Here is a 22,798-nt window from a genome sequence, read left to right on the forward strand (position 1 = left end):
TTATCCTATCTCCAATTGTCAGTTATTTTCCTAGTTTTGACCTGAGTTCCGCATTGGAACATCGGGACAAGGCTTTAAGTTCTGCGGTTTTTTCGTTCGGCGACCCATCGCCGGCTAAAACTGCCTGGCGCAGCAATCGCAATAAGGCGGTTTTTTCGGTGTAGCTGTCATCATAGTGCTCGGCCAACTCAGCAACAATCTGCTTCGTTAAGAAGGGACTTGCCCCTTCGGTACAGACCGACAGGGTTAAGTCCCCCCGGCGAATGACGCTGGGAAAAATGAAATCCGAATCATCGGGATCGTCGACCCGGTTACACCAGATTTTTTGGGCTTGACAGTCCTTTTTGATCTGCCCATTCAAGGCACGATTATCGGTTGCCGCCACCGCCAGATCAATGTCCGCCAGCTGATCTTTGTGATAGCCAGCATTTATCAGGATCAGCTGATTGTTCTCGGTTTTAATAATCGCCTCAGAAAAATCCGGACTCACAGCGATCACCTGCATGCCGTTTTCCAGTAAGGTGACAATCCGTCTGGCGGCCACCTTCCCGCCGCCGACCACCAGGGCCTTTTTGTTTTTTAAATTAAATAACAGCGGTGTCATCATTTTGTTGATCTGCCAATGTTTTTTTGTCCTGAATACCCGGGAACAGGTAGGTCACGGTTTTTTCAATGCCAATAATTTCCTCTTCGCATTCCAGCGACTTCAGCTGTTTAATCGGCGGCATCACCATTTCCCTAAATTTAGAGCGGATTACTTTGGCCAGATAGACTTCTTCTTTTTCGGTCAGGTTTAATTTTCCGCAAAGGTTCTCAATCGTTTCCTCGGCCAGTTGCCGGGAGGTTTCGTTTAAATCCCGGACCATGTTGTCGACCTTGGCGTGCGTCACCCAGGACAACAGTCCATCGATTTCATCCTGAATTTCGGCTGCTATTTTTTCGGCGACTTTGACCCGATAGGCCATCTTTTCATCCATGATGTTTTTAAAATCATCAATGGTCAACAGCGTAACCATCGGCAAATTGCCAACGGCTTCTTCGACATCCCGGGGCAGCGCCAGATCGATCACCGTCAGCGGTTTATGGAGCGGCTTCATTTCATCGGCTTTTAAAACAACATGGGGTGATGCGGTAGCGGTAATGATCACATCCATTTCAGGAATAATCGCATAGCGGTCTTCATAGTGGATCGTTTGGACGTTTTCATGAATCGCTTCGCACTGATCCATATTATGAAAGGTCCGGTTGGTCATGTAGGGATTCTGAAAGCCCTCGGCCTTCATATAGCGCAGTGCCAGCACGCCCATTTTTCCCGAACCGATGATCAATATTTTTTTATCGCCATAATCATTAGGATACTCTCGTTTAATATGCTTGACTGCGGTTGAACTTAAGGATAAGGGGGTTTCGGAAATTTTATAATCGGTTTTTACTTTTTTGGTAAAGGTGATCGCTTCGCGAAACATTTTTGTCAGGTATTTGCCACAGCCTTTAATTGCCTGAGATTTTTCCAGCGCATCCTTGACCTGGCCAAGGATCTGGTCCTCACCCAGAATCATCGAGTCGAGACCAGTGACCACCTCATAGAGATGAACCATCGCTTCCCGCTCTTTTTTGACAAACAGATAGGGTGCCAGTTCCGCTGATTTTTCGCTGAGATAAAAATCAGTTAAGATTTTTCCAGCTGCTTCAGGGTGGCGGGTTGACACATAAATCTCACTGCGGTTGCAGGTCGACAGAATGATCACCTCGGCGATATCCTTTTCTTTTAAAAGGGTACGAATCGCTTCATTCAGGGTGCGATGGAGAAAAGCCCCTTTCTCCCGAATTTCTAAAGGTGTATCCTTATGATTAATGCCCGCTACTACCAGTTTCATCCGTTTGAACCTCCTTTTTCTGATTCCTGATCGCTTCTTCCAGAGCGGCAATGCTGCGAAACCCTTTAATCCCCAGACACTGTTCCAGGCGAGTCATCGTTGCCTGTTCCAGACTGGCCGTTTCCAGGGCTTCGGTGTTTTTAAAAACGTCGGTGGTTTCACCTTCGACCAGTACCCCGCCATGATGGAGCACATAAGTATAATCACAAAATTCATAAATAAAATCCATATCATGGCTGGATAAAATAATCTTAATGCCTTTGGCCAAAGCGCCTTCAATAATCGCTTTAACCCCGGCCTTACTTTTAGGATCGAGTCCCAGGGTCGGTTCATCCATCAGGATGATCTCCGGTTCGACGGCTAAAACCCCGGCCATAGCCACCCGTTTCTTTTGGCCATAGCTGAGATAATGCACTGGTCGGTCGGCTAACAGCGAGATTCCGGTAGCTTCCATGGCCGCCTGCACCCGCTGATCGATTTGCTCCGCTGCCATGCCCATGTTTCGCAGGGCAAAGGCCACATCGTCATAAATGCCGGAATAAAAGACCTGCTTATCCGATTCCTGGATGACCAGCCCAATCGATTTGCGAAATTCATAAAGTTTTTTTTTCTGATAGGATAAAGGTTGATCCTTAAAAAAAACGGTTCCCCCGGTGGGCTTGAGTAGCCCAATCAAGGCCGACATCAGGGTCGATTTGCCGGCTCCGTTTTCTCCGATCAGGGCGATGCAATTGCCCCGGCTGCCGTCAATCGACACCCCCTTGAGAGCGGTGGTGCCATCTGGATATTGATAGGTTAAATTTTCTGTTTTAATCATTTTTAAGACCTTTCCGATAGCTTACATGAAAGTCTCCCTGGTATTGCTTAAGCTCCAGGGTTTTTGTCATTTCCTCGTAGCTCTGGATGGCCATGAGAAATAAATTGCTTAACATCATTGCGATGGATTGCAGTGCAACTCTTACATTACGGTAGCCAAACCGCAGTTCCTGGGCGGTGGCCATCAGTTTTATTTTGTCCCAGTAATCAAAGATGAAGCGGTAGGTTAAAATAAATATTTCTAAAAACGTATTACTGATGTGAGCTTTTTTCATGACTCCGGCGATCTGCATTACCGGGGTGGTGTAAATTAAAAAAAGCATACAGGAAACACCGGCCATAGCCCGGCAAAAAACCAGACTGGCCAGCACCAGATTGGTGGTGGTAATGCCGATGGTAAACTGGAAAAAGTTAACGGCCCATAAATAATCGCCGCCACCTTTTGAAATCGTAAACAATAACGCCAGGGCTCCGGGAATAACAAATAGCGAATCAAAAATCAAGGTATGTAGATAAATCCGTACCGGAATTTTTGCCCACAGCAGGGTACAACCCACCATAACACCAAAAACCCCTGCCATATACAGGGGTTGATTGATAAAAAAGACCGACAGGAGCATGACCAATGAAACCACTACTTTAACCGTAGGATTGGCATTGCTAAGTTTATTGGTATGGGCAAAACGATCAATCATGTCCGTCTCCTTCTAAAGATGCTGTTAGTATTTCATCAAGCTGATTTATCAGCCTTTTCATTTTTTTTTGCTTTTTTATAAAGGTAGAAAAAGCAGATTCCCAGTCCACCGACGCCTAGCAGCTGTTGGAAATGAAACAGGTTTTCTTCCAGATCGCCGGGATCAAACAAGCTTTCAAACCAGGGCACATAATTTTCATCGATTGTGGTGATGGCTGTTCCGGCGGCATCATCAGCGCCCGAAAATTCGGCGTCCGGCAAAACAATCTGCGGAATAACAATCAGGGCGCCAATCAGCAAAACCAGAATAACTTTAGTTATCGGTGAGAGTTTCATTGGAAATAATCCCCTTTTCTTTATATTGGTAAATGGCATTAACTACCAGGACGGTTAAAATACCTTCGATAATGGCCAGCGGTATCTGGGTAATCGCAAAGATACTTAAAAACTTAACCATTGAAGCGGCAATCCCGCCAACCGGATCCGGAAAAGCCAGGCCCAACTGGATGGAAGTGGTTACATAGGTTGCCAGATCGGCTAAACACGCCGCCAGAAAAACGGTTAAGGCCTTGGGCACGTTGAGTTTTGACAAACCTTTGTAAATCCCATAAGCCACAAAAGATCCCACAATTGCCATTGAAAAGGCATTGGCGCCCAGGGTTGTCAGTCCGCCATGAGCCAACAGCAGCGCCTGAAACAATAGCGCAATGGTACCAACCACTACAGTGGCAAAGGGACCCAGTACAATGGCACCCAAACCAATCCCGGTCATATGTGAAGAGCTGCCAGTTACCGATGGCAGTTTAAACGCTGATAAAGCAAAGGTGAACGCCGTGGCAATGGCTAACAGCACTTTTTGTTCGGGTTTATCTTTAAATATTTTTCCCACCTGATATAATCCAAATGCGATAAACGGCAGGGAACATATCCACCAGAAGACTGCCCAGCCAATCGGCAGAAAACCTTCCATGATATGCATGGCATTGACTGGCTGTGATGCCAGAACGACCATAAAAAACACAATACCGGCAACGGTCATGGTTCTTTTAGCTTTTTTCATCTTTACGATCAACCTCCATATTTTTATAACCTCTTGAAAAACCTTTCCGAAAAAAAAACCTTTTACCCACATTACGATGGGAAAAAAGGTTTCATCATTACACGTATTCATCAATTCGATAACTAAACGCCAAAGAACCAACTTTTGTTAATGTTACTAACTTCCCTTTTCCCTGGAAGGACACTTTAGTACATCATTTTAGTAGGTTTCCTGACTTATAGCGTTTATTCTCCTTGCCTTCCCAGACAAAACGTGCCCAGTGACATATTAAGGAGACATAACTAATTACAGTGACCGGATCGTTCTGGATTCTAACCAGATTCCCTCAATGAAATTTTCATCCTAAATGATTTTTTACATTTCTTATTTAATTGTGTTTATATTATAACATGGATATGACAAAAGTACAGGTTTTTTTAGATGCCTTAAGGCTAAAAAACGGCTTTCCTGAAATCACTGCAGATAATTTTTTAGTTAGCGTTCTATCACTCGCAATCAGATCCCAAAAATGATACAATAGAGCAGCATATTTGTAATTCTTTAATGGTAAAGAGGTGGTATGATGAACAACATTAAATTCAAGCGAACCATACCGGTTGTGTTCGATTTATTAAATGCCGAAGATGATCCTGCCCAAATATTATATTATCAAAATCTAATCACCTGTATGTGGGCGTCGCCCCTTTTATTTTTGGGCGCCCTGGCCAATATCATTGTTGTGTACTTTTTTTGGGGCGGCAATTTAGTTGAGGTTCTGTTAAACAGCGGGATATTTTTATTGCTGGGGCTAAGCTTTGAATTCATTTCCCGAAAAGAATTGACTATCAATTTATTTGATCATCTCGTTTCACTCACCCAATCCATCACTCTGGCTTTTATCGTCGTCCAATACTACCAGATTATCGGTCCGGCAGTATGGTCTGTTTCGTTTGTGATGATTATCCTTTCACTGATGCGATTAAAAATAACGATGCTTTATTACATTGCCATAACCACCTTTGTCTGCGGCTTGTATGTCACCTTTTTGTTGCCAGTTGACGGATTTCTTTTTAGCCCGGTTTATTTTTTAATTCAAAATCTGCTGTTCTGCTTTATTTTCTGCCTGGCTTCAGCAACTTTTTATCTGAATTTGAATCGCTATGATAAAGCCGTGGTTCGTCTGAATGTGGTTACTTCGCAAAAAGAAAAAATTGCCCGGCTCTACAAAAAACTAATCCTTACCAAAAAGACACTGGCCGTTCAGAATCAGGAACTTCAGGCCTTCAATGAAGAAATAAGGAAGAACGAAGAGCGGCTCCATTTTCTGGCGTATTACGATGGTCTGACCGAGCTCCCTAATCGCAAAATGATTCTGGAACGCTTGCATCTGCTCGTTAATCTTTCCGAAAATGAAAAGGCATCCTTTTTTATTGTCTTTATCGATCTGGATAATTTTAAAAAAATCAATGATACCATGGGCCATCTCTATGGTGACGACTATTTAAGGTATACTGCCAGACGTTTGAAGGAGCTCGTTCACGAAGATGATTTACTGGGCCGATTGGGTGGCGATGAATTTGCCCTGATCATTCAGCGGAATATCAAAGAAGATGCTGCTTACAACTACGTGGAAAGCCTGCGCAATGAACTATGTGATAAAATCAAAACCAGCTGCTCAGAATTTAAAGTCAGTGCCAGCTTCGGTATCTCGGTCTTCCCGCAGGATGGCAAGGATCCCATTGAGCTGCTTAACAGTGCCGATACCTCAATGTACAAGGCCAAAGAGCTGGGCCGCAATAACATTCAATTTTTCAGACCGGACATGAAAGAAGAAATTCTTAATAAGATTCAAATGGAATCCCTGCTCTTGAAAGCCTATGAGAATAAGGAATTTTTCATTGAGTATCAGCCTCAGTTTAATGCCGAGGATCATCGCATCCGCGGCTTTGAAGCCCTGATCCGCTGGGACTCCCCCCACTATGGCCGGGTTGCTCCGATGAACTTTATCCCCCTGGCTGAAGAAATGGGGCTGATCATCGGCATCGGCCACTGGGTGCTTCTGACCGCCTGTCATAAATTCAAGGAACTGGATATGCGTTTTGATCAGAATCTCTGCGTCTCGGTGAATGTGTCAGCGGTGCAGATGCGGGACAAAAACTTTGTCGACACGGTTAAAAACGTTCTTTCCGAAACCAGCATGGATCCCAGGCAGTTGGAACTGGAAATTACCGAATCCCTCTTTATCGATAACATCGAAGAAACCATTGACATGCTCAATGAAATCAAAGCATTAAACGTCCGAATTTCCCTGGACGATTTTGGCACCGGGTTTTCATCCCTGAGTTATCTAAGGCGGCTGCCGATTGACACCTTAAAAATTGACAAATCCTTTATTGATGATCTCTCCGATCAGGATTCCTCAATCCGCATTGTCGGCGATATCATTTCACTTGGTCATAACCTGGATGCCCACATTGTTGCCGAAGGTATTGAAAACAGCACCCAACTGGACTATTTAAAAGCCAACAACTGCGATTGCATTCAGGGCTTTATGTTTGGCAAACCCATGAGCGTTAAAGACATGGAAGCACTACTTCAAAAAAATCCCCTGAAATAGGAAACGCACAAACTACCGTATCGACCAATTGTTAATCTGTTGTTCGCTGCGGGATCGGACAGGTTCTGCCATGTCCGCCCCGATGCGTAGGGTCTGACCCCTAGGTCACAACATGATGTAACAATTGTCGGTACTAAGTTATCTTTTTTGATAGTCAAAAATCCCCTGAAATTGGGGATTTTTTAGTTGCCGCAGTTGTTCTTAATGGATCATCTTATAATATGATCTGGCGGTAAGCAGATAGACGCCGGTATAAACCAGGGCATAAACGACAACACCAGCCAGAGTGCATAAAAAGATCAGCGTTACGTTGGTCAGCCGGAAGGCAGCCAGCATTTTGGTGATCACCGGGAAGGCAAAAGCCACATGAACAATGGCACCGGCCAGGGGCAAAAAGAACACCATCAGAATCTGCTTACGGATGGTTTTTTTAACCTCGGTTTTATCCATTCCCACCTTCTCCATGATCTCAAACCGTTCACTGTCTTCATAGCCTTCGGAAATCTGTTTGAAATAAATAATTAAGACCGTTGCCATCATAAAGAGTGATCCTAAAAATACCCCCAGAAACAAAAATCCACCAAAAAAGAAATACAATTCCGTCAATGCTTCATACAGGTTTTGGATGTTGATATCTGGATTGCTCTGGGTTACCGCTGTCCGCAGATTAGCGGAAAAGGTGTTGAGGGTGTCCTCGTCCCCATCGAGATTAAACATCAGGGCATGGAGGGTGGTCTGGGGATCATCGTCGTTTTTCATGGTCTGATAAACGGCCTCCATAACTGCATCATCTTTGACAATCAGGTAGTAGGTTTGGCCCATATCCTGAGTCTTTTTAAAGTCCATTGGAATGGCTTCCAGCTGTTCAGTAATCAGATACTGCGCATCGCCAAAAACAATGGTCGCTTGGCCATAATTGTCACCCACCGAAAAGATCAGCATTTCATTTTCAGCCAGACTTTTGTTGCCACCGGTTAAGCGGTTATAGTCGTCCAGGGGAATCAGGGTTATGTTTGAGATCCTTTCGTAATACCTGGCATCGGTGCTTTCATCATCAACCATATCCTTCAGAAAATGACTACCTTCCTGAAAAGCTCGAAAACGAGCCAAATCAAAAGAAATTTCATCGCTACTCCTCACCATTAATTTTTCTTTTTCTGATTCAAGCAGCGCTTTGACTTCATCGAAGTCAGTGTTGCCTGCTTCGCCGATAATGCTGACATCCATGGGATAAAAATCCCGACGCATCCCTTCCTGACCGACATACAAGGATACCGTTGTCGACAGGGTGACTAACACCATGGTGCTCAAAATACAGATATTGGCCAGCCCCACGGCGTTTTGTTTCATCCGGTAAATCATCCCCGATACTGAAATAAAATTGCGGGACTGATAATAAAATTTTTTGTTCTTTTTCAGTTGTTTTAGCAGGGTAATGCTCCCGGAAATAAATAAGGCATAGGTTCCGATGATGACAAATACCACTGCCACAAAGAAAAGCATCAGTGCCTCTAGTGGTGTTTTAACCGACAGGGCAATTCCATAACCCGCCCCCAGGGAAACAAGCCCGATCACGGTAACAATCCAGGAAGATTTTGGTTCTTTCTCCCCATGCTGTCCGCCTTTTAGAAGATCGATGGGGTTTGAGAGTTTTACTTGCAAAAAATTTGTCAGGAGCGTCAAGCCAAAGATGACCAGAAACACCCCGGTGGTGATTAACAGCCCCCAATAATCAATATGAAAACTTAGGGGACTCTTGAAATGAACAATATTCAAAAGCAGTAAAAACAGCAATTTGCCAATCAGTATGCCGCCGATCAGTCCCAGACTCAGGCTGATCACCGTCACAAAGACGGTTTCATAAAACAACACCCGGGCGATATGCTTTTTTTCCAGACCCAGGATGCTGTATAAGCCCAGTTCTTTTTTGCGCCGTTTGATCAAAAAACTGTTGGTGTAAAAAAGAAAAATAACCGCAAATATACCAATCACAATGATCCCCAGAAAAAGAATGGTCTTTAAATTGATCGATCCTGGCATTTGATCGAGGCCCTTGTTACTGTGGATCGAAACCATGGTGTAAAAAGCAATGATCGATCCGATACAGGTTAGAATATAGGGAATGTAGGTATTTCCGTTCTTCTTGAGGTTAACCAGTGCCAGCCGGGGATAAAAGAACTTATTCACAATCCTCACCTCCCGACGCCAGCACCGACAATGTATAGGAGATTTTCTGATACATATCATCGTTACTCATCGAACCCCGATAGATCTGATTGTAGATTTCGCCATCTTTAATAAACAAAACCCGATTGGCATGGCTGGCAGCTGCCACGGAATGGGTAACCATCAGAATGGTCTGTCCCTGTTCATTGATGGCTGAAAAAATCTTTAGCAGATTCATTGCCGCCTTGGAATCCAGGGCTCCGGTCGGCTCATCGGCCAGTACCAGCTTGGGCTGGGTAATCAACGCCCGGGCCACAGCCGCCCGCTGTTTTTGTCCCCCGGAAACCTCATAGGGAAATTTCTTTAATATTTCTTCGATGTTTAATCGTTTGGCCAAGGGACCCAGTCGGCTGTTCATTTCCTGATAATTTTTTTGAGCCAGCACCAGCGGCAAAAAGATATTATCCTGAATCGAAAAGGTATCGAGCAGATTAAAGTCCTGAAAAACAAAGCCCAGATTGTCCCGCCGAAAGGCTGAGATCTCACTGTCCTTGATGGTGACAATGTTCTTTCCATCAAGAAATACTTCGCCACTGGTAGGCTTATCCAACGAGGCCAGAATGTTGAGCAGGGTCGTTTTTCCCGAACCGGATTCCCCCATAATGGCCACGTACTCGCCCTGCTCCACCGAGAAGCTGACGTTAGATAGGGCCTGAACCTGATTTCCGCCAAAGCGGGTGGTATAAATTTTCTTTAAATTCTTTACTTCAAGTAATCGCATATTTTTTCCCCTGATCTTAGATTTATTTTATCGATAACCAAAGTATAACGAAAAAGAAAAGATCCAGCCATCGCTTTGCCTTACATTTCGATTGTTAATCTTACACTTTTGTAAGATTGGCTTAGAGCGCTTCAAATCCTCGGGTCGCCAGATCAATGCTGACCCGGGTACCCTGCCCCACCTGGGAGGCTACCGTGATCGAATGCGAGAGCTTATTTAACACCTGCTGACACAGATAAAGACCAATCCCAGTGGATTTTTTATCCATTCTGCCATTGTAACCCGTAAAGCCCCGGTCAAAAATCCGGGCAATGTCTTCGGCTCGGATGCCGACGCCGGTGTCTTCGATGATCAAAGTTTTTTCTGCCTGGTGATCGAGATAAATGGAAATCTTACCCTGATTGGTGTACTTCAGCGCATTGGAAATAATCTGTTCCAGCACAAAGACCAGCCATTTTTCATCAGTCAGAACCCGGCAATCGAGTTCTGCCAACTCCAGCGATATTTTTTTATTGATAAAAATAATGCCATATTTTTTTACCGCCTGTCGGACCAGATCCCCCAGATTATACTCAACCAGCAGCAAGTCTGCGGACATGCTTTCCAGCCGTAAATACTGCAGCACCATCTCCACGTATTGTTCGATCTTAAAAAGTTCCTGCCGATAGGCACTGATCCGTTCCCGATCCCCCTCTTCGGTCTGCAGTAGCACCCCCATGGCCGAGATCGGGGTTTTAATCTGGTGGGCCCATAAGGTATAGTAGTCGATCATATCGGTTTGACGGTTATCAAACTGGGAGATCAGTTCAGCCCGACTCTCGGCCAGCACCCGAATCAGAGTTTGATAATTCTCTTCCAGTAAATCCCGGGGCTTTGGTAATTCCCCTACCCCGGCAGTGGCTCCGCTAATTGCTGCATTCAAACGCTGATGTTTTTGATAAAAGCGCCAAAAATCGATACTGGCAAAAACGACTGCCAGTGCCGTTACTAATTCGGCACTGTAAACAATCGGCTCCAGCGGCAGATAGTAGAGCGCATAGACCAGCGCATAGACCAGCATCATTAACACAAATGCAGCAATTACCTTGATCCGGCTTTTCAGGTAGGCCTTAAAAACAAATGTCATGTTCATCTTAGTCTCCAATCAAATAACCGACGCCTTTTTTGGTGGCAATAAAATCCGACAATCCGGCCTCATCCAGTTTTTTGCGGAGCCTGGTGATATTAACCGTTAGCGTATTGTCATCCACAAAGCAGTCACTGTCCCAGAGCCGTTTCATAATCACATCCCGGGAAACCACTTCGCCCTTGTTTTCCAGCAGAATCTGGAGGGTCTTAAACTCATTTTTACTCAGCTCCACTTTTTGATCCGCATAGCTCAGGCTGGCATCACCGAGATTCAAAATCGCACCTTTATGTTCCAGCAGGTTGACCTGACCCTGAAAGGAGTAGGTTCGCCGCAGTAGGGCCTGAATTTTTGCCACCACCACCGCCAGATCAAAGGGCTTGGCAATAAAGTCATCCCCGCCCATATTCATGGCCATGACGATGTTCATATTGTCACTGGTGGAGGAAATAAAGATAATCGGTACCTTGGAAATCTTGCGGATCTCGCTGCACCAGTGGTAGCCGTTAAAAAATGGCAGTGAGATATCCAGAAGCACCAGCTGGGGATCGCAAGTCACAAATTCATCCAAAATATAATGAAAATCATCGATAGTCACTGCTTCAAGTCCCCATTTTTCCAAATGATTTTTTAACGCATTTGCGATAATCTGATCATCTTCGATAATTAGTATTTTATACATATAATCCATCCAATCATTTTTTCACCGGCAGACAAAATACTCATGATCAAGGCGAAACACGCATGATTCGTTGCCAGTTATTCACTATTATAAAGCAAATCAAGCAGATTTCAAAATCCAACTGATTAGATTGTTCATATTTTTTAAAACTCGTCAATAACAACTATATAAAAATCCGGTAAATGGGTATAGATTTAATAACGACACGGTTAATTATTTGGATGATCAATTCCCTGCCATTTCTTAACTTTTGTAGCGCAGAATTTTTACGTGTTTCGATTCCAACCCGGACAAGGAGGGGTAAAAATGACTGATCACGAACACTCACCTGACCGCAATGACGCCAAATCAGCTCATGACGAATTAAATTGGGCTGAACTGGAGCGAACTGAGGTCGACTCAAATCAAAACCACTCATCACCAATTGTTCCACCACCAAAAAAAAGCAAAAAAAAATTGATTATCATCCTAGCAATTGTTGGCAGTATTCTGATTCTTGGTGGCCTCACTTTTTTCCTGTACAATCAGTTTGCCTCAGCCAATCTGACCAGTGAAGAAAAAATAGAAAAAACCACCGATCAGGAGGAATTAAAAAAACTCTATGACGAACTGCTCAGTTCCTATGCAACCTCCGGAAAATCCGAAGCTGAGATTCTGGCCTTACTGGAACGGGCCGCCAAAGAAACCGGGGATCAAAGCTACATTCAAAACCAGGACAGCTATCTGGTTAAACCGCCCAGTTTCAACCTGGCTCCGGGCAGCTATGAGGGTGCCCAAAACCTGGAAATCATCAAGGGTAACTCTGGTTATACGATTTATTATACCGTTGATGGCAATGTCCCCGACAAGACCTCGCCAAAATACACCAGTGCCATTCCCCTACCCCTTGGCGAAACCACGGTTAAAGCCGTCGCAGTGAGCGATAAAGGCTTTTCCAGTGCAACGATTGAAGGAAAATACATCCTGACCGCCCCCCAAGCCAATACCCAGTCTGTGCTAACCCCGGAAGAATTTATTAACAGAATCTATGGAGTATGGTATAAAACCGATTATGGCAATTCGTTGTCGATTTCTCAAACGACCTATACCGAGCACATCCCCAACCCTCTGAGCAATGCAACCGGTGATTATAGTGTTGTTTCAACCACTGATAACGGCGGCACCATCAAGGTTCTTAATTTTACGGTTGAAGGCTACAATGCAGGTGATATCCTGATTGAATTTGATTTTGGAACCCCTGGTGATAATCAGATGCGGCTCCGTCATGAAGGCAAACCCTGGTGGGACTATGCCGCTGCTGAATATATCGGTAGCGGTCAATATCATTTACCTTTCCAATTTGCCGGATCCGATATTATTACCCTGAATTAGCGCACTACTGCCAGTACTAAAAACTCCCAGTCGTATGACCGGGAGTTTTTCTGGGTTACAGTTATTAAATTCTATTCCACACTCCAGGCTTCCACATTAGGAATGGTGTTTTCCTCGCCGCCATCGGTGGTGTAGGTATAGAGGTATTCAACGGTACCCCAGACCGTTACCATTTGACCTTCAACCAGCGGTGCTTCACCCGAATTCAAGCGATAATAAACCTGAACCATCTGATTAGGATCATCATTGACATCCATGATAAAATCACAGAAGTATTGCTGATTTTCATAATTTTCATAAACCTGAAAAACCCGCCCTGTCATCTTGACTTTTTTTCCAGTTTCGTTTTTGGCGTTATCAACGATTTCGGCGTAGGATATTTCTGCGGTTTGCGCTTTAAACGGATCCATGCGCACCTTTCGCTGAACCAGCGTCTCGTTATAGTAGCCCATGTCAAAATCACCTTCGTAAATCACCTCGCCATAATAGTTGTAAAGCGTACCCTGTCCGTCATAACGATTATCAGTGTAATTGCCATCATATATGAGATTCTTATTAAGATATTCTTGTCCCGGCCCATTTAACAAATCATTCTGGTAGTAGCCTTCCTGCATAAACCCATCTTCCCAGACAGTTTGCCCGCTCCCCTGAAAATGACCTTGTTCCCATTCGCCCTCATAGGTCCAGGCCACTTCATCCTCGTCGGAAACAGTAAAGACACCATTCCCCTGGGGTAAACCTTTGACCAATTGACCCGTATAAGTGCCGGTTTTCTCACCAAACGACAAGGCCAGAGTGATTTCCTGATTTTTTACCGACTCTGACTTGTTGCCAAAAATTCCCGGGATCAGCGAACAGCCCGACAGGAACACGACTAAACCAAGCATTGTCAGTAGCACCATTAATTTTTTCATTACTTAACCACCTCTTTTCATTTTATCAGAACTATCCTTTTACCACCAAAAAACTAATACTCCCAACCCCGGCTATTCATTTCTTCAATGGCGCTGGCCACCAAATCGACAAAGATCTCAAGCATTTGCTCGCCTTTTTTTATGCTGGCTTTTGTGGGGTCGCCAGTGGCCCCAGTGGCCGTGAGTTCCTTGATATCCCAGATAATGTCAACCTTTTCATTGATCTTAATGACATTTTCCGGTACCTGGGATACCGCATCTTCCAGCTTGACCAGTTCCGGGCGTAGCGCCATCATAATCGAGGTTTCGCCTTCACCGCCATGGCCCAGTCCGTTCCAGACTTCAAAGCGGTCACCCATAATCGGGCCAACCTTGGTCCACCAATCCGGCAGATAAAGAAATTTTGCCTCGCGATGGCGATCCTTGACCTTATGGGCGGCTATTTCGAGCGCCGGAATATTACCGTCATGACCATTTAGAATATAAATGTGTTTGATGCCATTGTTAATCAGACTCTCAAAGATATCCTCGGCAATGGCAATCTCGGTTTCATAGCGCAAGGTGATTGACATCGGGTAAGAGTTATAATGAATCGAAGTCCCAAAGGGAACGCAGGGTAGCACTACCACATTGTTAAGCTTCTGCGCCACGCGTTTGGCCACCTCGGAGGGCACAAAAAAGTCCGGCCCCAGGCAGCAATGCCAGCCATGGCTCTCGCAGGATCCAAAGGTCACAATGGCGGTGACCTGATCGGCATTTTTTAACAGCTCCTGAACTTCCAGGGCGGTCATTTCGTTAAGCATTACCTTTTTCATTATAAAATTCCTTTCAATCAAATTGTTTCTTAGACTTTTGCACAAGTGCCGTGAGCTTCGCATTCAGTTTCGCACGAAACAATTTTTACACTGTACGTCGTACAGGCTATCGCCTGTTCGCCTACACGTTACAAAATTGTTTGTGGAAACTAAACGCAAAGCAATTTTTGATCAACTCTTTTGAATTTTAGAATTGCTTAAATAGATTCTGATTTATATTTACCCACTTTTTCACCAGTCAGTTGTTGTGAATAAAGATTTTTATTAAATCCGGTCAGCTTCAACCAGTAGTTTCAGCTGGTCTAAAAAAGCTGCCATCCAGAGATTGTCCTGAAGGATGTATTCCGGGTGGGCCATGACTTCCTCCGGCCGCTGTACAAAATCACTGGGGATCATTTCATCGCCGCAATTTTTAATCAGATCTTTAATAATTGCCTGGGTATTTTCCAGATGAAACTGAAAGCCAAAAACCCGTTTCTGGTAGACGAAGGCCTGGTTTTGACAGGCGGCACTGGCTGCAATGACGGTGGCCTCCGGCGGCAACTCGACAAAGGTGTCCCCATGCCAGTGAAACACGACTGGATTGTCCGGGAAAAAGGCAAACAGTGGCGATGCTTTGGCTTCTTCAAAAAACGTGATCGGAAACCAACCGATTTCTTTTTGCTTATTTTTCACGACCTTCCCGCCGATGATATCCGCAATCAACTGACTGCCGAGACACAGTCCTAGGACTACCTTGTTGGCTTCAATAGCGGCTTTAATGAATGCTTTTTCGGCCTTCAGCCAGGGGTATTCCGCTTCTTCATAAATGTTCATCGGCCCCCCCATCACCACCAGCCAATCAAAATCACTCACCTCCGGCAGCACTTCATCGTTATACAATTGTGTCGCAGTGACGGGATAATTGTTGGCTTGGGCCCATTTTAGAATACTGCCGGGATTTTCAAAGGCGACGTGCTGTAAATAGTGAATTCTCATCTGTGACCTTCCTATCTGAATAGTTATCAGTATTTTTTATAGCAAGTATACCATTTTCGGCGCTTTTTCAAAAATATTTTTTATTAAAAGAAATCCATTCCAATAAAAAAAGCGCATCCATAAGAAAATGCACTTCTTTTATTGGTGCTCAAATTTTTGGCCAGAAAAATCTAAGCAGAAATGAGGAATAAATTCTATCAAAAATGTAAATTAATGAAAGCAAGGTAAATTCGGGGATGTCACACACCATCCCCGAGGAAGGGTATTAAATACTGACTTGGAGATGTCCCTTTATTCGAAGAGATTCTAAAATTGGCTAGGAGAAAGTAACCAACTGCCGGAAATCACACACTTCCCGGTTCGCTTGCGATCGTCACCGACGGCAAGACGAAAAAAAATCCTTCTCCAACGGAGAAGGATAAAAGAATCATACTTACAAATCTAAATATAATGCTCTTAAAGTCCTCTAAATCGGAGGTTGTTAAGAAATCACTACAAACAGGTCTTCTGGCTTAACAATCAACTTTCCATCTCCCTTCCCGCTAATTTCTTAACAGTGGCTATGAGACGGTCATCATGTTTTACAGCTGCGATTACAGCAAAGGATTTACACCTTTTTCCCTTGAATATAGGACAAGTTCACTATTTAATTGAATTCATTCTACACGAAAAACTGCTGCTTGTCAATAGCAGTTTTTCTGCAATTCCGAAAGTGTCGCAAGCTTACCAATCAGTTTTGCACGAAACAATTTCTACACTGTACGGCGTACAGGCTATCGCCTGTTCGCCTACACGTTACAAAATTGTTTGTGAAAACTGCTTGGACGCAACCATTGTTCGTTTTATTGAGTTTCGTAAATACCGAAACGGTTGTTTAGTTCACGTCGCCAGTAATAATAAAAATCGGGTTGGCGGCCTTCAGCATCGTTAAACCACCGATGCCTTCGCCCCGGCTGATACCGACCTGAATCAGTTCGACATTGTCAAAATACTGATTCATCAGCGTGGTGGCCTGGGCGGCGTTCTCCAGGGTCACAAAGTTGGCAATGACCCGGCCGCCGGGGCCGGTATTGGCTTTACACCACTGAAAAAGGCTTTCCATATTCCCACCGGAACCGCCGATGATGACCCGATCTACCGGCTCTTTGATTTCAGCCAGCGCCTCGGGCGCCTTGCCGGGGATAATCACCACGTTATCGGCCTTAAAATGGTCTTTATTCTTTTGCACCAGCTCCAGGGCTGTTTGTTTGGCTTCCACGGCATAGACCTTGCCATTTTCGGCGGCATAAGCTGCTTCCATGGTCAAACCGCCGGTACCGGCGCCGATATCCACCACCACATCGTCAGGGTTTATTCCCAGTAACGAAATGGTTAAAATACGGATTTCCCGTTTGGTCATTGGGGCCTTGCCGCGAATATAGGCCTCGTCCTTGTATCCTGCTATCTTACTCATTGATCACCACCACGACTGCCAGTCCTTCCTCCTGATAAGTCAGGGCTTCTGCCACCGTTAGTCGGGTGATCTTTTCATTGGGATAGGACAGCTCTTCACCGACATAAAGAATACTGTTCTCGCAACCGGCTGTCTGCAGGATTCCGGCAATAAAGGCCGTATTATTATTTTTGTCGGTAAGAATACCCAGCTTTTTGTTTTCTGCCAGCGCCGCCGCCAAATCCTGATCCCGACCGTGCAAGCTCAAAAGCCTCGCATCCTCCCAGCTAATAGCCAGTTTGGCAAAAAAATACTGCAGTGAGCTGATCCCAGGAATACAGACAATGTCCTTTTCCGGCACCAATTTTTTTGCATAGGTCAGCAGACTATAAAAACCGCAGTCCCCGGAAACTACCAGGGCGGTTTTGCGGGTCTGATAGCCCTTAGCAACCTTTTCCATCAGCTCACTGAGAGGGGTTCCCTTGCCGATAAAAAGCATCTCCTTGCCACTGGCATCAAAACTTTCGGCGTGGCGGGTGCCACAGAGAATCACTTCCGCTGCGGCAATTTCTTTTAAGGCGATCGGTAAGATATAATCCGGATGCCCCGGTCCCAATCCAATAATTTTTAATGGGTACATAATCGTTTCCTCAACTCTTCTGCGTCTTTGCTTTGTCCTAAAAAGCCATGGATCTTGGAAAACAGCACCACTTCGATATCAATAGTGCCATAAACCCGATCAGTGACTTTCTTCTTTACCACTTCGGCCAGCTGATTAAAATAGTCCGGCAGATTTTCGGCCAGGATTATATCGGTGGCTTCGTCGGTAGTTTTGGCGGCCATGATTTTTGCCATGGTATCCCGGGATGCACCCAGGATACCGGCATGGGCGGTCAGAATCTCCATCCGGCCATCAGCCACGCTGCTATGGGTATTAAATATTCCGCCCGCTACCTTGACAAGCTTACCCAGATGCCCAATTAAAAGAATTTTATCAAAACCCATCCGCTCGGCCTCATCCAGCATAAAGCCGATAAAATTGCTGGTCTTAACCAGCACATCTTCATTAAGCCCCAGTTCCTCCGAGAAGTCTTTGCCATAATTGCCGGGCACAAAGATGATTTCATTAAAGCCCTTGGCATGAAGCACCGAGAGTTCCAATTTCAATGAAGCTTTCCAGGCCTCTTCACTCATCGGTTCCACAATGCCGGTGGTGCCGATAATTGACAGTCCGCCTTCAATCCCCAGCTTGGGATTAAAGGTGCGCTTGGCCAGCTCAACTCCCTGGGGAATCGACAGCTCCACCTGCCAGCCTTTGGGTAAATCGGGCCGATGCTTGATGGCATCAGAATCCAGAACCGCACGAATTTCCTGGGCGATCATCTCTCTGGGGGTGGGATTAATGGCCGGTTGACCTGGGGGGATGCTCAGTCCCACCGAGGTCACCGTCCCAACGCCAATGCCAGCAATAAAAGTGATCCCGGCCTGATCAGATGGGATCACCTTTGCAAAAATCTTAATGCCATTGGTCACATCCGGATCATCCCCAGCGTCTTTGACTACCGAACAGGACGCTTCGTACTCGGAAAAAGTCTGATCATGAAGCACCAGATCCAGGGGCCAGCCTTTGGGCGTATTGATTTTTACCGTATCCCATTTCTGCTGATTTAAAAACATCAGCAGGGCGGCTTTGGTGGCCGCCGTCGCACAGGAACCGGTGGTATAACCATAACGCATTATTTTGCCATTTTTTTCGACGGTTTTATTAAACATCAAAACCCTCCCTTACTGAAGGGGATAATTCTTCTTGATTAATAAGGTCGATAAGTAAGGAATCTTACCCTTTAACACCTCAATATCCCGGATCACCTGCTGGGTTTCCATGCCAATGTTGGACACCAGCACAAAACTTTTCTCCAGCCCTCGGGCTTCCAGCTCCGCTGCCATCCAGGCATTGTTGGCAGAAATCTTCATCACCACAATGTTCTGGTGGGCATCCAGGATCGCCCGGATTTCTTCCTCCGGCTGAGTCATGGCTACAATCCCTAACGACTCTTCGCCCTGGGTCAGCGGAATATTCAGTTGGGCACCTAAATTGCAGAATGACGGCACCCCGGACAGGGTGACCACTTCAATGTTGCGTTTTAACAGATATTCCATCACATAGGAATAAGTACTAAAGACCATTGGATCACCCAGGGTAATAAAGGCGACATCTTTGCCCTGGTTAAGGAGTACCTCTATTTCGTCGGCATTCTCCTGCCACTGTTTTTCAAGAGCTTCCCGTTCTTGAGACAGGGAAATCATTGGGAAATTCATTTCTACAACCTTGGAAAGATCGGAAATGTGGCTTTTAACTATTTCAAAGGCAACACTGGTGCTGCCCATTTTTTTTACCGGTGTAATCACCGCATCACAGGCATCTAAAACCTTAGCCGCCTTAACGGTCAGCAGATCCGGATCGCCGGGACCGACTCCGATGCCGTAAAAAATTCCTTTTTTTGCTGCACTCATGATCTTTACCATTCCCTTCCCAATTGATAAAGCATGGCGTTAAGAATAGCAGCCACTACTGGACTGCCACCTTTACGGCCGTTGATTCGGATGACCGGGCTGTCAATCTGATCCAAGGCTTCTTTTGATTCGGCTGCACCGACAAAACCGATGGGGGCACCAATGATCAAGGCTGGTTTGGCAGTACCCTGTTTGACCTGTTCAATTAATGTATAGAGCGCAGTTGGCGCATTACCGATGGCAAAAATACCGACGCTGTCGTCTTTTAAGGCTTTTTCCATGCTGACAGTTGAGCGGGTAACGCCACGTTCTTTCGCTTCAGCAGCGACATCGGCATCATGAACGTAATTAACAATTTCAATGCCGTGATCGGCCAGTGCTTTTTTATTGACGGCGACCTGAATCATCCGGGTGTCGGCGTAGATTTTTTTGCCCTGTTTCAAGGCTTCCATCCCACTTTCATAGCCACCATTTAAAATTTCCAATAAATCGGCATATTCAAAATCAGCGGTGGTGTGAATGATTCGTTTAACCATCGGGGCAATCGCTTCCGGGAAAACCTTGTCTCCCAGTTCTTCGGTAATAATCTCAAAACTACGCTCTTCAATTTCTCTCGGGTTGTTAATGTATTCCATCTTGTCTCGCTTTCGTAAATGAATTTTTTTATTTATTGCATCAATCGATGCTCTATTTTTACACCGTTTCGGTGATAATTTTTATTCCGCCGGGGATCAGGCGATTGTGATAGATTTCGGCGTAAACCGAATCGGGAACAAATTTTTTAAAGGCCTTGTGGAAATCCTCTTCCTGAAAATCACCCTTGTCATACATAATCCCAATCACCGTGCCACTATGGCCGATGACGGTGCCCAATCCGCCAAAATCCCGGGACAGACCAATCAGACAATCCAGATAGTTCTTATTTAACCGCTTCTGGTTAAGGATAGCGCTCTTGGTACAAGCCGCGCCGATATCTTTCAGGCTGTTGGTGCGCACCCCTTGTTCAAACTGAGCGACAATTTCGGCAAAGGTTTCTAAATCCTCTGGTGAATAGTCATCCTGGGTTTCATTAAAGGTCATGGTATCAATGCCGCCATGAAAATCAACAATCAGGATGTCCGCCGACACGGTGCCGTCAAATTCCTTTAGCACCGAGCCACTGATATGATTAAACAAATTTAATTCTTCAAACATCAAATTATCGGAGGGCTCAATGGTCGTGCACAGGGCACCGATCTCTTTGGGGGTCAGACCCAAGTTAAAATATGCCGAAAGTCCGGCGGCCATGCCGGCAATGTCAGCGGTACTGCTGGCCATGCCTTTCTCCAGCGGAATCTCGCTGGTCATGGTAACATGCAAATGCTCCATTTCCGGCTGGGGAATTGCGAAGTGCCGGAAAACTGCTTCGACCAGTTTTTTTGTTTTGAGTTTAAGACACTCAATATTCCCCGGACCTTCTTCAAGAATAATCCGGGAATAACGGTCAATCGGGCTGGATACCAGACAGGGGCTGCCATCATACCAGCCCTGGATGTATTCGCCGCAGGTGCCCGGGGTTTTAACTGTAACCCGCCTCATGCCTGCCCCGCTTGGTGCTCAAGAACCACATTTAAGAGACTGGTTAAAAACAGCGGATTGCTGTAAAAATGAATATGAGGATAGCCAGCCAGAACGTTTTTCTGGCGATAGCCGCAAGTCCAGGTTTTACCTTTTTTGGTGATCACATAGGCAGTCGGCAAGGCTTCGGTGGTACTCACCAGACTGTGATGAAATTCGTGTCCCCGGATCTCGATGGTTTTGCCGCACAGATAGGCGGCGATATTGACATATCCAAACCGCTGCAGCCGTTTGGTCATCTGAGCATCGGCCTCGAAAAAGCCCACTGCTGGATTGGTTTCGCCGCTGTTTAAGGTCATCGAGTTGGTTAAATACATCAGCCCGCCGCACTCGGCATAGCAGGGTAGTCCGGCTTCCAGCTTACTTTTGATATCGGCGATCATTGCGGTGTTGGCTGCCAGCTCGGCGCCGAAGATTTCCGGAAAGCCCCCGCCGATATATAGGCCATCGAGCGGCTCAGGAAGACTTACATCATTAAGCGGACTGAAAGGAACCACTTCCACCCCGGCATGCTTAAGCGCCATAAAATTGTCATCATAGTAAAAATTAAAGGCTCGGTCTTTGGGCACCCCTATCCGCAGACCTTGATATTTAGCGGCGTAATCTGCAAAAGGATCGGCATAAGCCCTGACCTCCTGATCGTGCTGGCTGATTTCCCATAGTTTATCGAGATCAATATGGGCTTCGGCCAATGCTCCGGCCTTGTCCACCTTGTCCCGGAAATCAGCAATCTCTTCCACTGGCACCAGCCCCAGATGACGGCTGTCCATAACAATATCGGGATTGTTGGGGAAATACCCCAGACAGGTCACATCGTTATAGGCTTCTATCATTTCTTTTAATAAGAGATAATGGGATTCGGTTGAGATCCGGTTGATGATGACCCCGGCAATTTTGGTATCGGGATCAAAATCGACATAGCCTTTAACCATTGCCGCCGCACTTTTGGCCATGCCCCGGCCATCGATGATCAGAATCACCGGCGCATCAATGGTTTTAGCCAGATAGGCGCTGCTGCCGACATCCGATTCCAGACTATGGCCGTCATAAAGACCCATCACCCCTTCAACGATACCCAGATCGTTTTCTGCCAGACGACGGGAGAATAACCCCCGGATCGTTTCTTCGTCTAACATCCAGGTATCCAGATTAATGGACGGCTCGCCGGTTACAAAGCGGTGAAACATCGGATCAATGTAATCCGGCCCGGTTTTGAAGGGCTTTACCCTCAGTCCCCGTTTCTTGAAGGCTGCCATGATGCCCATGGTGACGGTTGTTTTGCCGACGTTACTGCTGGCTCCGGCCAGCATAAAATAATTCATAATTGTGTCTCCTTTTTCCAATGACATATCTCGTTAT

General features: G+C 45.6%; 22 protein-coding genes and 2 riboswitches. Of the genes, 2 read left to right on the forward strand and 20 right to left on the reverse strand.

From position 1 onward, the window contains the following. Nucleotides 1-22 precede the first annotated feature (22 nt). From B3F51_RS04645 to B3F51_RS04670, 6 genes are read right to left on the reverse strand one after another with little or no spacing between them, the layout of a single operon-like run. Entirely contained in the window at nucleotides 23-607 is a 585-nt protein-coding gene (locus B3F51_RS04645) for a precorrin-2 dehydrogenase/sirohydrochlorin ferrochelatase family protein (protein WP_286945707.1), read from the reverse strand. Beyond that, complete coding sequence (hemA, locus tag B3F51_RS04650; RefSeq protein WP_286945709.1) at nucleotides 585-1,877, reverse strand: glutamyl-tRNA reductase; 1,293 nt, start codon at nucleotides 1,875-1,877, stop codon at nucleotides 585-587. Before hemA ends, B3F51_RS04645 begins: the two co-directional genes overlap by 23 nt. Next, nucleotides 1,852-2,694, reverse strand: a complete 843-nt coding sequence (locus tag B3F51_RS04655; protein ID WP_286945711.1) for an energy-coupling factor ABC transporter ATP-binding protein — start codon at nucleotides 2,692-2,694, stop codon at nucleotides 1,852-1,854. Before B3F51_RS04655 ends, hemA begins: the two co-directional genes overlap by 26 nt. Next, on the reverse strand, nucleotides 2,687-3,388 hold the full coding sequence (cbiQ, locus tag B3F51_RS04660; protein WP_286945714.1) for a cobalt ECF transporter T component CbiQ: 702 nt from the start codon (nucleotides 3,386-3,388) through the stop codon (nucleotides 2,687-2,689). The genes B3F51_RS04655 and cbiQ overlap by 8 nt, the downstream gene beginning before the upstream one ends. A 35-nt stretch (nucleotides 3,389-3,423) precedes the next feature. Beyond that, complete coding sequence (locus B3F51_RS04665) at nucleotides 3,424-3,723, reverse strand: energy-coupling factor ABC transporter substrate-binding protein (protein WP_286945716.1); 300 nt, start codon at nucleotides 3,721-3,723, stop codon at nucleotides 3,424-3,426. After that, complete coding sequence (locus tag B3F51_RS04670; RefSeq protein ID WP_070369556.1) at nucleotides 3,701-4,447, reverse strand: energy-coupling factor ABC transporter permease; 747 nt, start codon at nucleotides 4,445-4,447, stop codon at nucleotides 3,701-3,703. Before B3F51_RS04670 ends, B3F51_RS04665 begins: the two co-directional genes overlap by 23 nt. 183 nt (nucleotides 4,448-4,630) lie before the next feature. Continuing rightward, a riboswitch (cobalamin riboswitch) is annotated at nucleotides 4,631-4,808 on the reverse strand. Nucleotides 4,809-5,006: 198 nt separating this feature from the next. On the opposite strand from B3F51_RS04670, the gene B3F51_RS04675 reads away from it, so the two are divergent. Beyond that, nucleotides 5,007-7,043: a putative bifunctional diguanylate cyclase/phosphodiesterase gene (locus B3F51_RS04675; RefSeq protein ID WP_286945718.1), complete on the forward strand. Its 2,037-nt coding sequence runs from the start codon at nucleotides 5,007-5,009 to the stop codon at nucleotides 7,041-7,043. A 201-nt stretch (nucleotides 7,044-7,244) separates the two neighbouring features. Here the strand turns inward: B3F51_RS04675 and B3F51_RS04680 are convergent, their stop codons facing one another. The 4 genes from B3F51_RS04680 to B3F51_RS04695 all read right to left on the reverse strand — a co-directional run bounded on the left by B3F51_RS04680 (nucleotide 7,245) and on the right by B3F51_RS04695 (nucleotide 11,798). Then, entirely contained in the window at nucleotides 7,245-9,230 is a 1,986-nt protein-coding gene (locus tag B3F51_RS04680; RefSeq protein WP_286945720.1) for an FtsX-like permease family protein, read from the reverse strand. After that, nucleotides 9,223-9,990 carry an ABC transporter ATP-binding protein gene (locus tag B3F51_RS04685; protein ID WP_228879256.1) on the reverse strand — a complete coding sequence of 256 codons (768 nt, stop codon included), beginning with the start codon at nucleotides 9,988-9,990 and terminating at the stop codon, nucleotides 9,223-9,225. Before B3F51_RS04685 ends, B3F51_RS04680 begins: the two co-directional genes overlap by 8 nt. Nucleotides 9,991-10,111: 121 nt before the next feature. Further along, nucleotides 10,112-11,122 carry a sensor histidine kinase gene (locus B3F51_RS04690; protein ID WP_228879258.1) on the reverse strand — a complete coding sequence of 337 codons (1,011 nt, stop codon included), beginning with the start codon at nucleotides 11,120-11,122 and terminating at the stop codon, nucleotides 10,112-10,114. Between the two features lies 1 nt (nucleotide 11,123). Further along, nucleotides 11,124-11,798 (reverse strand): response regulator transcription factor, encoded by a 675-nt coding sequence (locus tag B3F51_RS04695; RefSeq protein WP_286945724.1) that lies wholly within the window; start codon nucleotides 11,796-11,798, stop codon nucleotides 11,124-11,126. Between the two features lie 306 nt (nucleotides 11,799-12,104). Here B3F51_RS04695 and B3F51_RS04700 point away from each other — a divergent pair, with 306 nt between their 5' ends. After that, complete coding sequence (locus B3F51_RS04700; protein WP_286945726.1) at nucleotides 12,105-13,169, forward strand: chitobiase/beta-hexosaminidase C-terminal domain-containing protein; 1,065 nt, start codon at nucleotides 12,105-12,107, stop codon at nucleotides 13,167-13,169. A gap of 71 nt (nucleotides 13,170-13,240) precedes the next feature. Here B3F51_RS04700 and B3F51_RS04705 read toward each other — a convergent pair whose 3' ends face one another. From B3F51_RS04705 to B3F51_RS04750, 10 genes are all read right to left on the reverse strand, one after another. After that, a complete protein-coding gene (locus B3F51_RS04705) occupies nucleotides 13,241-14,083 on the reverse strand; it encodes a hypothetical protein (RefSeq protein ID WP_286945728.1) in 843 nt (280 codons plus the stop codon). A gap of 53 nt (nucleotides 14,084-14,136) precedes the next feature. Then, nucleotides 14,137-14,898, reverse strand: coding sequence for a creatininase family protein (locus B3F51_RS04710; protein WP_070369564.1), 762 nt, complete (start codon nucleotides 14,896-14,898; stop codon nucleotides 14,137-14,139). 264 nt (nucleotides 14,899-15,162) lie between these two features. Next, the gene (locus tag B3F51_RS04715) at nucleotides 15,163-15,876 is read right to left on the reverse strand and encodes a type 1 glutamine amidotransferase (protein WP_286945730.1); all 714 of its coding nucleotides are present in this window, start codon (nucleotides 15,874-15,876) and stop codon (nucleotides 15,163-15,165) included. A 480-nt stretch (nucleotides 15,877-16,356) separates the two neighbouring features. Then, nucleotides 16,357-16,545, reverse strand: a riboswitch (cobalamin riboswitch). Nucleotides 16,546-16,750: 205 nt separating this feature from the next. Continuing rightward, complete coding sequence (cbiT, locus tag B3F51_RS04720; RefSeq protein WP_286945731.1) at nucleotides 16,751-17,329, reverse strand: precorrin-6Y C5,15-methyltransferase (decarboxylating) subunit CbiT; 579 nt, start codon at nucleotides 17,327-17,329, stop codon at nucleotides 16,751-16,753. Then, nucleotides 17,322-17,948 (reverse strand): precorrin-6y C5,15-methyltransferase (decarboxylating) subunit CbiE, encoded by a 627-nt coding sequence (gene cbiE / locus B3F51_RS04725; RefSeq protein ID WP_148637940.1) that lies wholly within the window; start codon nucleotides 17,946-17,948, stop codon nucleotides 17,322-17,324. Before cbiE ends, cbiT begins: the two co-directional genes overlap by 8 nt. Continuing rightward, entirely contained in the window at nucleotides 17,936-19,081 is a 1,146-nt protein-coding gene (gene cbiD, locus B3F51_RS04730) for a cobalt-precorrin-5B (C(1))-methyltransferase CbiD (protein ID WP_286945734.1), read from the reverse strand. Before cbiD ends, cbiE begins: the two co-directional genes overlap by 13 nt. A 12-nt stretch (nucleotides 19,082-19,093) precedes the next feature. Next, nucleotides 19,094-19,834: a precorrin-2 C(20)-methyltransferase gene (gene cobI / locus B3F51_RS04735; RefSeq protein WP_228879273.1), complete on the reverse strand. Its 741-nt coding sequence runs from the start codon at nucleotides 19,832-19,834 to the stop codon at nucleotides 19,094-19,096. Beyond that, a complete protein-coding gene (locus B3F51_RS04740) occupies nucleotides 19,828-20,457 on the reverse strand; it encodes a precorrin-8X methylmutase (RefSeq protein WP_228879276.1) in 630 nt (209 codons plus the stop codon). The genes cobI and B3F51_RS04740 overlap by 7 nt, the downstream gene beginning before the upstream one ends. A gap of 58 nt (nucleotides 20,458-20,515) precedes the next feature. Continuing rightward, nucleotides 20,516-21,400: a GHMP kinase gene (locus B3F51_RS04745; RefSeq protein ID WP_228879280.1), complete on the reverse strand. Its 885-nt coding sequence runs from the start codon at nucleotides 21,398-21,400 to the stop codon at nucleotides 20,516-20,518. Beyond that, nucleotides 21,397-22,761 carry a cobyrinate a,c-diamide synthase gene (locus B3F51_RS04750; protein ID WP_286945738.1) on the reverse strand — a complete coding sequence of 455 codons (1,365 nt, stop codon included), beginning with the start codon at nucleotides 22,759-22,761 and terminating at the stop codon, nucleotides 21,397-21,399. The genes B3F51_RS04745 and B3F51_RS04750 overlap by 4 nt, the downstream gene beginning before the upstream one ends. Between the last annotated feature and the right edge of the window lie 37 nt (nucleotides 22,762-22,798).

The organism is Acetobacterium sp. UBA5834 (assembly GCF_002435675.1).
In the GTDB taxonomy this organism is placed as follows: domain Bacteria; phylum Bacillota; class Clostridia; order Eubacteriales; family Eubacteriaceae; genus Acetobacterium; species Acetobacterium wieringae.

Coding starts and splice junctions, on each gene's coding strand:
- B3F51_RS04645 (WP_286945707.1), bottom strand. CDS start 607: ATGATGACACCGCTGTTATTTAATTTAAAAAACAAAAAGGCCCTGGTG.
- hemA (WP_286945709.1), bottom strand. CDS start 1,877: ATGAAACTGGTAGTAGCGGGCATTAATCATAAGGATACACCTTTAGAA.
- B3F51_RS04655 (WP_286945711.1), bottom strand. CDS start 2,694: ATGATTAAAACAGAAAATTTAACCTATCAATATCCAGATGGCACCACC.
- cbiQ (WP_286945714.1), bottom strand. CDS start 3,388: ATGATTGATCGTTTTGCCCATACCAATAAACTTAGCAATGCCAATCCT.
- B3F51_RS04665 (WP_286945716.1), bottom strand. CDS start 3,723: ATGAAACTCTCACCGATAACTAAAGTTATTCTGGTTTTGCTGATTGGC.
- B3F51_RS04670 (WP_070369556.1), bottom strand. CDS start 4,447: ATGAAAAAAGCTAAAAGAACCATGACCGTTGCCGGTATTGTGTTTTTT.
- B3F51_RS04675 (WP_286945718.1), top strand. CDS start 5,007: ATGATGAACAACATTAAATTCAAGCGAACCATACCGGTTGTGTTCGAT.
- B3F51_RS04685 (WP_228879256.1), bottom strand. CDS start 9,990: ATGCGATTACTTGAAGTAAAGAATTTAAAGAAAATTTATACCACCCGC.
- B3F51_RS04690 (WP_228879258.1), bottom strand. CDS start 11,122: ATGAACATGACATTTGTTTTTAAGGCCTACCTGAAAAGCCGGATCAAG.
- B3F51_RS04695 (WP_286945724.1), bottom strand. CDS start 11,798: ATGTATAAAATACTAATTATCGAAGATGATCAGATTATCGCAAATGCG.
- B3F51_RS04700 (WP_286945726.1), top strand. CDS start 12,105: ATGACTGATCACGAACACTCACCTGACCGCAATGACGCCAAATCAGCT.
- B3F51_RS04705 (WP_286945728.1), bottom strand. CDS start 14,083: ATGAAAAAATTAATGGTGCTACTGACAATGCTTGGTTTAGTCGTGTTC.
- B3F51_RS04710 (WP_070369564.1), bottom strand. CDS start 14,898: ATGAAAAAGGTAATGCTTAACGAAATGACCGCCCTGGAAGTTCAGGAG.
- B3F51_RS04715 (WP_286945730.1), bottom strand. CDS start 15,876: ATGAGAATTCACTATTTACAGCACGTCGCCTTTGAAAATCCCGGCAGT.
- cbiT (WP_286945731.1), bottom strand. CDS start 17,329: ATGAGTAAGATAGCAGGATACAAGGACGAGGCCTATATTCGCGGCAAG.
- cbiE (WP_148637940.1), bottom strand. CDS start 17,948: ATGTACCCATTAAAAATTATTGGATTGGGACCGGGGCATCCGGATTAT.
- cbiD (WP_286945734.1), bottom strand. CDS start 19,081: ATGTTTAATAAAACCGTCGAAAAAAATGGCAAAATAATGCGTTATGGT.
- cobI (WP_228879273.1), bottom strand. CDS start 19,834: ATGGTAAAGATCATGAGTGCAGCAAAAAAAGGAATTTTTTACGGCATC.
- B3F51_RS04740 (WP_228879276.1), bottom strand. CDS start 20,457: ATGGAATACATTAACAACCCGAGAGAAATTGAAGAGCGTAGTTTTGAG.
- B3F51_RS04745 (WP_228879280.1), bottom strand. CDS start 21,400: ATGAGGCGGGTTACAGTTAAAACCCCGGGCACCTGCGGCGAATACATC.
- B3F51_RS04750 (WP_286945738.1), bottom strand. CDS start 22,761: ATGAATTATTTTATGCTGGCCGGAGCCAGCAGTAACGTCGGCAAAACA.